The 9,636-nt window shown below is 45.2% G+C and carries 6 protein-coding genes; 2 read left to right on the top strand and 4 right to left on the bottom strand.

Annotation, left to right across the window (positions count from 1 at the left end; genetic code table 11):
• Window positions 1-70 precede the first annotated feature (70 nt).
• Window positions 71-895, bottom strand: a complete 825-nt coding sequence (locus AB4371_RS02535; protein WP_017063586.1) for a DUF2797 domain-containing protein — start codon at window positions 893-895, stop codon at window positions 71-73.
• Between the two features lie 302 nt (window positions 896-1,197).
• Here AB4371_RS02535 and AB4371_RS02530 point away from each other — a divergent pair, with 302 nt between their 5' ends.
• A complete protein-coding gene (locus AB4371_RS02530; RefSeq protein WP_372148800.1) occupies window positions 1,198-2,493 on the top strand; it encodes a GGDEF domain-containing protein in 1,296 nt (431 codons plus the stop codon).
• A gap of 254 nt (window positions 2,494-2,747) precedes the next feature.
• On the opposite strand, the gene AB4371_RS02525 is transcribed toward AB4371_RS02530, so the two are convergent.
• The 3 genes from AB4371_RS02525 to AB4371_RS02515 all read right to left on the bottom strand — a co-directional run bounded on the left by AB4371_RS02525 (window position 2,748) and on the right by AB4371_RS02515 (window position 6,976).
• Complete coding sequence (locus tag AB4371_RS02525; protein ID WP_017059762.1) at window positions 2,748-4,118, bottom strand: DASS family sodium-coupled anion symporter; 1,371 nt, start codon at window positions 4,116-4,118, stop codon at window positions 2,748-2,750.
• 196 nt (window positions 4,119-4,314) lie between these two features.
• Entirely contained in the window at window positions 4,315-5,115 is an 801-nt protein-coding gene (locus AB4371_RS02520; protein ID WP_017063589.1) for a vancomycin high temperature exclusion protein, read from the bottom strand.
• 172 nt (window positions 5,116-5,287) lie between these two features.
• Window positions 5,288-6,976: an NAD-dependent malic enzyme gene (locus AB4371_RS02515; protein WP_017059764.1), complete on the bottom strand. Its 1,689-nt coding sequence runs from the start codon at window positions 6,974-6,976 to the stop codon at window positions 5,288-5,290.
• Window positions 6,977-7,159: 183 nt separating this feature from the next.
• Here AB4371_RS02515 and AB4371_RS02510 point away from each other — a divergent pair, with 183 nt between their 5' ends.
• On the top strand, window positions 7,160-9,538 hold the full coding sequence (locus AB4371_RS02510; RefSeq protein ID WP_372106126.1) for a helicase-related protein: 2,379 nt from the start codon (window positions 7,160-7,162) through the stop codon (window positions 9,536-9,538).
• Window positions 9,539-9,636: the final 98 nt, after the last annotated feature.

Genomic DNA, 9,636 nt, shown 5'->3' with positions numbered 1-9,636 from the left:
GCCTCCTCCTACTCGATTTTGGCTATTCACTAAGCGCTTCTAACTATAAGAAACGTTTAAGTTCTACAAGTTATGCAGACACTTCCACTTCGTAAGAACCAAATTTACGGATGTTAATCACACCTGTATCTAGGATAAGGTATTGGCCTTTAATGCCTTGAAGTACGCCTGTCACTTCAGGATTCTTATCAAAGTTGTGCGATACAATCTTCACTGGGTGCTGCTCAACCGGGTAGCTCAGTGAAGTGATGTTTTCGCTCAGAATCTCGATTGCATCGTCACCAAACTTCGCTCTGATCTCTTGGATCTTATCTTCAACCAATGGCAATAGTTCTTTGGCTTTTTCTACCAACTCCATATCGTCGCCATCGCCTTTTAGCAGCGTGCGCCAGTTGGTTTTGTCAGCAATGTGCTTCGCTAACTCAACTTCGATCAGGCCAGAGATCTGACGTGTTTTTACCTTCAAGATAGGCAAACCTTGAGTCGCGCCTTGGTCAATCCAACGGGTAGGGATTTGAGTATGACGAGTGATACCCACCTTTAGGCTTGATGTGTTTGATAGGTAAACGAAGTGATCAACCATGCAGTTCTCTTCACCCCATTGAGGCTCACGACATGTGCCTTCATCGTAGTGACAAGTCTCTGGTTTCATGATGCACATGTCGCAGCTTGCTAGCTTTTTCATGCACACAAAGCAGTGGCCTTGAGAGTAGCTTTTCTTGGTTTTCTTACCACACGAACAACAAAAAATATTGCCGGTATGGGTAAGGTTGATGGTTTTACCAATCAGAGGGTTTAGCTCTACAAACTCTTCACCTACAGGTAAACGGTAGGTAACCGCGCCATCAAGGGAAGCACTCATCTTCTTGAGTGTTCCTTTTGCTAATAAAGACATGACATTACTCGTTGTATTTTGATTATTATTTCGTCCACTCGCTCGCCTTGTGAACAGGCGATACGGTCAACGATGATTTGCGATGAGTATAACAAATAGAGTCTGCTTTTATACGCAATATTGCTCGATTATTGCGATGGATAATTGATGGTAAACACTCAGTTTAAATTATGGTATGACATTTTGTTCAGGCGTGATATAACGCTTTTTAGTGGATTATTGGCATCAATATCATTAATCCACTCAGGTTATTTTTTATCATGAAATCCCATTTATAGGGACCTTAAGCCGGAAGCTTAGACGTGAAGTGGATCCATAAGATTGTTATCTTTTTAGTTATCGCAACACTTGCCATTGTGCAGTATTACCGTGTGAGCGGAAATCGTGTGATAACGGCAATTACCCCTGATAAATATGAATTTATCGCGACCAGCGATCGAGTTGATAGGGGCGTCAGTACATCCCAATTATCCTACGAAAATGGGCAATATATTCTCGACTGTGAACTTAAAGAGTCGGAATACCCTTGGCCTTATTGCGGCCTATCGATTCGTATCAACCCAGATATTACCGAAGGTCTTGATCTCTCTCAGTATCACACCTTTAGAGTGAATATTGATTACCATGCGGAAGCGGATTCTAGTGGCCGTTTGAGAACTTACCTACGCAACTACAATCCTGCTTATTCTGTTCCTGATGACGAGTACACACACAAGTACAACGGCATGGAGTTTTCTCCAGGAATCGATGGCGGTGTGATTGAAATCCCAATCGCCAATCTACAGGTGATGACATGGTGGTTAGCCGACAATGATGTGGCATTAGAGCACTCTGCACCTGAATATTCGAATGTGAATATGGTCGAGTTTGCTACCGCATCGGGTGCGAAGCTAGGCCATCATCGAATTGTTATTCGCAGCATCGAGTTTGAAGGCTCGTATATCTCTGCGGAAAGCTTGTTCTTGATCTTGCTGTTTATCTGGGTCGGAACAGGTACTGTGTTCTTACTTTCAGAATTGCATCGTTCAAGAAAACGCATGGTGATCGCAGAGAAAAGACATCACCACTTAAAGAACGTCAATCGCGCACTGAGAGAACAGAATTTTGAATTTTCAGAGATGGCCCATCGTGATGAGTTAACCGGAATACTAAACCGCCACGCGATTCGTGATTGGTTGAAAATGCAGTCACAACATGTGAAGCAAGGACATGGCAAGCTGGGTATGTTGTATCTCGATATCGACTACTTCAAGAGTGTAAATGACAAGTACGGACACCAAATGGGTGACCATATTCTACGTGAGTTCAGCATGGTGGTGGGCAGTTCGATCAGCGCTACCGACAAGTTGGTGAGATGGGGTGGTGAAGAGTTCATTGTTTTTTGCCCTGAGACTGATCTTGGCGAAGCACAAAGAAAGGCCGAGAAAATCCGACTTTTAGTCAGCCAGCACCTTTGGGTTCATGGCGATCCGCTGACATGCAGTATCGGTGTTGCCGAGATGAAACAAGAGCGAGTGACAGAGACTATTGCTCGCGCTGATGAAGCTTTATATCAAGCAAAGCATTCAGGTCGAAACCAGGTGATCTTGAGTCACTAATCTGAAAATTGTTTTGATGAGTTTATAAGCCACACGTGCATATGTGACGTGTGGCGTTTTTATGGTTCTTCTCCCAAAAGCCAAAACAAAAAAGGTGGCGCGGGGCCACCAAAAGGGAAAGCGTTTCTTGTTTTTATATGCCCGTTCAGTGCTTGCTTACGCTGAACGGGCATTTTTGTCTTGGTTGAACCGGGGGAAGTTCAACCAGTTTAGGGGAGCATTCCTGTAAGCATGCGCTTATAGAACGTTAGTGTTTACCAGAAGATCCAAGCGAACAGAGTCAGAACTAGGATACAAACTAGGTTCAACACCATACCGATTCGCATCATCTCTTTCTGCTTGATGTGACCCGAGCCAAACACGATTGCGTTAGGTGGTGTCGCTACTGGTAGCATGAAGGCACAAGATGCTGCAACCGCAATCAGTGCAGACAAGATAACTGGCGACATACCAAGTGCTTCAGCGATGGTTGCGAATACTGGCACCAGAAGTGCTGCACTCGCTGTGTTACTCGCAAATTCCGTTAGGAATACCACGAACGCTACCACGGCTAGAATCGTAAGCAGTACGCCAGCTGTTTCTAAAAATCCGCTTAGTGAGTGTGCTAAGAATACGCTGGTTCCTGTCGCTTTTAGAATGTTACTTAAGCAGATACCACCACCGAATAGGATAAGAACACCCCAGTCCGTTGTCTTCTCAACGTCTTTCCATTCCACCGCTCTAGAAGCGCCAAGCAGTACAATTGCGCCAATCGCTACTAAGCTATCAAATTTAGAGAATCCGCCAATCATTGCGTTGATTGGTTTACCGAATATCCAAAGCGTTACGGTTAGAAGGAAGATAGACAGTGTGATTTTCTTGCTGTTTGTCCACTCAACTGGGGCATGGTCTAGCTCGAATTTGTGGTCAAGCTTCGGCTTAGTCATCACGTAAAGAATAATCATCGCGATTGGAAGTAAGATCATTGAGATAGGTAGGCCAAGTGCCATCCACTCTGTGAAGCTTAAGCCAACTTCTGCCGCCGCAATTGCGTTTGGTGGGCTACCCACTAAGGTTGCGATGCCACCAATCGATGCACAGTAAGCGATGCCTAGTAGCACAAATACGTAGGTGTTACGGTCTTCACTTTGGTCAACTTTGTTCATGATGCCTAGAACAAGAGGAAGCATCATTGCTGTGGTTGCAGTATTTGAGATCCACATTGATAAGCCCGCACTCACACCGAACAGCATGAACACGGCTACTGACATTCTGCCTTTTGCAATCAACAGTACTTTGTCAGCAATCGCTTTATCTAACTCTTGCTTGTTCAGCGCGGCTGCCAATGCGAAGCCACCCATGAACAAGAAGATGATTGGGTTCGAAAAGTTAGCCAGCGCAGCGGGCGTGTTGAATACACCAAACAAGACAGCCAATAGGGGAACGAGCAAAGCGGTGATGCTGACATGAATAGCTTCGGTTAACCATAGAACCGCAACGAACACGAGAATACTCAAACCAGTATTGACTTGTGATTCGAAAGGAAGGGTGTTGAGCAAGAGTGCGAATAGCGTGAAATTACCAATTAATATCATGCTGTTGCGGGTGAACAACCAGTGTTTCAGTGTAGTAACAAGTGCCGTCATAAGACGCTCCTTTTGTTATCCTCGTTTTATTGGTGCACGACTTCATTGAGTCGTGCTTATTATTTTCGAGGTATATAGCTTGATGTAGGGTCAGACTTTGTTGGGAGAATGTTACTTAAGTTAATAAAGGCGTGTTGGTGTGTTTTTGTGTAACAGTGGGGAAATGTGAGGCAACAAATTCAAAATGTGTAGTTTTCTACACATCTGTCTCTGCTGGGTCTGCAATAGGGTTTGTTGTAGGATCTACAACAGGGTTTACAGAGGGGTCAGTCATAGGGTTTGGAATCGGAAATGATTCCGGTTTTGGACTCGATTGAATGGGCTCTTTAGGTCCAAGGAACTTTGGCGTTGTCCCCATAATATACAAATCTAAGAAGGCTTTGGTACGCGCAAAAACTTCACGCAAACGGATAGAGGTGCCTGAATGATGAGTAGGGCCTGAAACCGCTAAACATTGTGCATGAATATCGTAAGAATTAGCGATAAATAGTGCTCTTTCACAGTGGAATTTCTGAGTAATGATCAGGAAGTTGTCGGTGTCGAAGATCTTTTTAGCGCGAACAATCGAGTCTAAGGTTCTAAAGCCTGCGTAATCGAGGTTAATGCGTTCATCGGGTACACCCGCTTTCAGCAAGTCGCGTTTCATCGTCCACGGCTCATTGTAAGAGCGATGAGCGTTATCACCACTTAACAGAAACTGGTCGACTTTTTCACGATCGAACAGCTCAATCGCGGCTTCGATTCGGTGCTTATAATAGTCGTTGAGTGTTCGACCCAAATATTTGCTCGTGCCAAGCACAACGGCGACCTCAAGCTCGGGCACTTCATCTATATCGTAGATGATGCGATCTTCCGCTTGCCATGAAACCCAATAATCGATCGCAATAACCGCAGCGCTGCCTACTAAGAACACGAGGAAAGCGCCAAACAGAAAACCTTGCAGTTTTTTGTAAGCTTTTTTTATGTAGCTACGGATAATGTGAGAATCAAATTTCACTCTCGGTATGGTCCTTTCACTGAGCATTAATTTTTGAGTGCTCGATAATACCAAATAAAAATGAGAAAAATCAGTTAAAAAGACAAGACAGTTTAAAGAAAAAAGCCCCTGCAATTGCAGAGGCTCATATAAGAGTCGTTAACGCTCTTTATTCCAAGCGCAGTACGCTTTATTAGAATGCCGTGCGCTTGTAGCGACGGTAAACTGGCTGCCAGAAGTGCTGGTCAATCGCTTGTTGCAGTGCTTCTTCAGTGATCTCTAGAGCAACGCCCTGTTCAATCGCCTTTTTACCTACCGCAAGAGCAATTTTCTTAGATACCGTGTGGATCTCTTCCAATGGTGGAAGTAGAGCACCTGTGCCATTGATTGCTAGTGGAGAACACGTAGCAAGTGCACGGCTTGATTCCATTAGCATTTCGTCAGTGATGCGTGAAGCATTCACAGCCAATACACCAAGGCCAATACCTGGGAAGATGTAGCTGTTGTTACACTGAGCGATTGGGTAAGTTGTGCCGTTGTGAACGACTGGCTCAAATGGGCTACCTGTCGCAACAAGTGCTTGGCCATCAGTCCAACGAATAATGTCGTTTGGCGTCGCTTCAACACGGCTTGTTGGGTTCGACAGTGGGAACACGATAGGGCGTTCACTGTGTAGGTTCATCTCTTTGATGACTTCTTTGCTGAATAGACCTGGAGCACCAGACACACCAACCAATACGGTTGGTTTCGCGTGGCGAACTACGTCTAGTAGAGAGAAACCAGTGCCATCGCTTTCCCAGTCTTTGGTGTTTTCGTTGGTTTGAACCAGACGCTGTTGGAAATCAAGCAGGTTCTGCATGCCTTCCTGTAGTAGACCCCAACGGTCAACCATGTAAACTTGAGAGCGTGCTTGTGCATCGCTGATACCTTCAGACACCATTTGAGCAATGATAGCTTCAGCAATACCACAACCCGCAGAACCCGCACCTAAGAAGGTGATACGCTGATCTGACAGTTTGCTGTTCGCTGCTTTACATGCTGCAAGTAGAGAACCAACCGTTACGGCTGCTGTGCCTTGGATATCATCGTTGAAACAACAGATGCGATCTTTGTAGCGCTCAAGCAGTGGCATTGCGTTCTTTTGTGCGAAATCTTCGAACTGAACTAATGCATCAGGCCAACGGCGTTGAACCGCTTGGATGAACTCTTCAACGAATGCATCGTAGTCAGCACCCGTAATACGAGGATGACGCCAGCCCATGTACATTGGGTCAGCAAGACGTTGAGGGTTGTTAGTACCCACATCGAGTACGATTGGTAGCATGTAAGCTGGGCTGATACCGCCACACGCTGTGTAAAGTGCTAGCTTACCAATTGGAATACCCATACCACCGATGCCTTGGTCTCCCAAACCAAGAATACGCTCACCATCTGTAACCACGATAACTTTAACGTTGTGGTTTGTCGCATTATTCAGTAGGTCATCGATACGATCGCGGTTCGGGTATGAGATAAACAGACCACGGCCACGACGGTAAATATTTGAGAAGTTCTCACATGCTGCGCCAACCGTTGGCGTGTAAATGATAGGCATCATTTCAGAGATGTGGTTTTGAACTAAACGATAAAAAAGCGTTTCATTAGTGTCTTGGATGTTACGAAGGTAGATATGCTTATCCATATCACTTTCGAAGTTACAATATTGTTTGTATGCACGTCCTACTTGCTCTTGGATTGTTTCGGTTGTTTCCGGTAACAAACCTTCAAGGTTGAAAGAACTGCGCTCTTCAGCAGAGAATGCGCTGCCTTTGTTTAGAAGAGGTGTACTTAGTAGAGCAGGACCAGCATAAGGGATATATAGAGGGCGTTTATCGTTGTTCATTAGATGCCTAATATGGGAGAAAGGGTAACTGAAAAATGATAACGGTTTAGTTATTCAATTGTAAATAGTTTCTCCGCGATCTGAGCAAACAAAATGATATTCTTACCTCTGTCCCACACTTATCGAATTTCAACACGATAATTCGTTATACTTTGCTCACACTTTTTCGCTACTCGCCATTTTATGTCATTACTTCCCATCGATGCTTATCAAAACGTATTCCACGAACAAATCGCTAATTCTCACCTTGTCGTAGAGGCGGAAACCGGATCAGGTAAATCAACGCGCCTGCCACTTTGGGCCTCTCAACATGGGCGAGTGTTAGTGGTGGAGCCAAGACGCATCGCGTGTACATCACTGGCTAAATATCTCGCGCAGCGATCAGGCGAGAAGTTGGGTAGCAAAGTGGGCTATGCGATTAAGCTTGAGTCGGAATACAACGAGCAAACTAACGTTGTTTTTGTGACGCCCGGTATTGCGCTGCGTTGGTTATCAGAAGATGGACTCGCTAGTTTCGATGTGATCGTGGTGGATGAGTTTCATGAGAGGCGCTGGGACATTGATCTGCTGGTGGCGATTCTGAAGCAAAAAGCGAGTCATCGTTTGGTGATCACTTCAGCAACCATTGAGGGTGAGCGCCTTGCTCAGTATTTGGATGCGAATCGCATAAGCTGTGAAGGGCGAACTTATCTAGTTGAGATTGAACACAGAGCGAATGAATCCAGAACACTGCCTGATAGTCGACATCTAGGGCAGCGCATCGTGGAAGAAGTTAATCATCAGTTGATCGCTTCTTCTGGCGATATGTTGGTTTTTCTACCGGGTAAAAAAGAGATCGTGCAATGCGAACAAGCCTTAGCGAAAAATCCAGATATCCAAGTTGTTAAATTGCATGCGTCGGTCAGTGATAAAGAGCGAGATTCAGCGTTATCGGGTCGGAATATCCATACTGAAGGTAATGGTTTGAGAAAGGTCATCCTTGCGACCAACGTTGCAGAAACCTCATTAACCATTCCTGACATTGGCGTGGTGATAGATTCAGGATTAGAGAGACGCACCGTTCAGCGTAATGGCAGAATCACACTGATGCTTAAATCCATATCACGAGCGAGTGCCAAACAACGAGCTGGCCGCGCGGGTAGGGTAATGGACGGCGTTTGTGTGCGTCTATATGGAGAGCATGCGGCGTTAGAGTTAGTCACACCGCCTGAATTGCAGCGTGAAGAGCTGACCGAACCTATGTTGGCCGCAGCATGTTGTGGATCTCCGCTTGAGAGCTTGTCCTTCCTTGACCCTATTCCAGAGAAATCACTCAACAGTGCAACTCAAACCTTGCTGACGATGGAAGCGATTAACGCCGACCATCAAGTTACCGAGCATGGTAAAAAGCTGTATCCGTTGCCGATTGATGCTTTGTATGCCGATATCGTTACTCGAATCAAAACCAAAGCATTAAAAGAGGCGATGGTTGATCTCACTGCGGCGCTGTCCGTTCCTGCTCGCTTGTATCAGTTACCAAACAATGCAGAACATCTTGAAGCGCTCGCGCAACAAGAGAAGGAAGGGTGTGATTTAAGCCTGTTGATTCAGATTGTGCGCGGTCGAGAATATCCGCATTTAGACATCGACCAACAGGCTCTGAATGAAGCTCAAGGATTGGCGAAGCAAATGCGGGAGGTATTTGAACTTCCTCAGCTAGAAGTCGCGTCACGTTTCCAACGCATTGAATTGCTCAAGACCATTGTGAATCTGCATCCTGAACTGGTGTTTGTGCGCCGACTGAAAAGGAAAGAAGCCTTTGCCAATGGTGTTTTAGAAGTGGTGCTCGGTCGTCAGAACCGTTTCCCTGATAATGCACAAGCGATGTTGGTGTTGGATACTCACAGCTTGCCGGGAAGAGGCGTTAAGCAAACACTGACCTTAGCGACGGTCACGACACCCATTCCTCTTGAGCTTCTCATTGATGCTGAACTAGGAGAGTGGGAGCAAGGCGAAACCGTTGTGAATGATGATGGTGTTTTTACCGAGATGGCATTGGTGTACGCAGGCCGCACGATTACAACCAAACTCGTCGCCGCTGAAGGGCAACTATCGTTAAAACCTATCGTCGACCTTGTGTTAAATGGAGAGCAGCTTCCCGGTTTTGCAAAGGCTCGCACTCAAGAAATCAAACACTGGCAGTTGTATGTGAAACTTGGTCTCGATGAACAAACTAAATACACACCAGAAATTGAGAACATTAACTTTGAGCTATGGTTTATAGAGCAGCTTGAAGTACTAGGTGTTACTGATGTCAGCGAATTGGAAATGTTCGATCATGCAGACATACCGTTCGATGGCATTCCAACTTGGCTCTACTCAGAATTTTCGGAAAAATACCCGTTTGCATTGAGCCTTGCCGACTTGCAACTCGATGTTGAATACTTGCCCGCAAGAAAGCTGATTTACGTCCATTATCAGTCGGGTAGCCGAAAGTTATCGCCAAAACGTTGGGAGCTACCGACATGGTCTGGTTGGCGTATTCAGTTCAAAAAAGCGAGTCGAATAATTGATATCAAATAGATGGATAAGTTTTATCTCTAAAATATTAATCAAATAGATGCATATATGATTTTTCAGTGCTTATTTTGTTACAAGTTTGATTTTTATATGCCTTTTTA

Source organism: Vibrio sp. 10N.261.51.A3 (assembly GCF_041471965.1).
In the GTDB taxonomy this organism is placed as follows: Bacteria; Pseudomonadota; Gammaproteobacteria; order Enterobacterales; family Vibrionaceae; genus Vibrio; species Vibrio crassostreae_C.
Note: the sequence above shows the minus strand (reverse complement) of the source record. Positions and strands in the feature narration are given on the sequence as shown.

Coding starts and splice junctions, on each gene's coding strand:
- AB4371_RS02535 (WP_017063586.1), bottom strand. CDS start 895: ATGTCTTTATTAGCAAAAGGAACACTCAAGAAGATGAGTGCTTCCCTT.
- AB4371_RS02525 (WP_017059762.1), bottom strand. CDS start 4,118: ATGACGGCACTTGTTACTACACTGAAACACTGGTTGTTCACCCGCAAC.
- AB4371_RS02515 (WP_017059764.1), bottom strand. CDS start 6,976: ATGAACAACGATAAACGCCCTCTATATATCCCTTATGCTGGTCCTGCT.
- AB4371_RS02510 (WP_372106126.1), top strand. CDS start 7,160: ATGTCATTACTTCCCATCGATGCTTATCAAAACGTATTCCACGAACAA.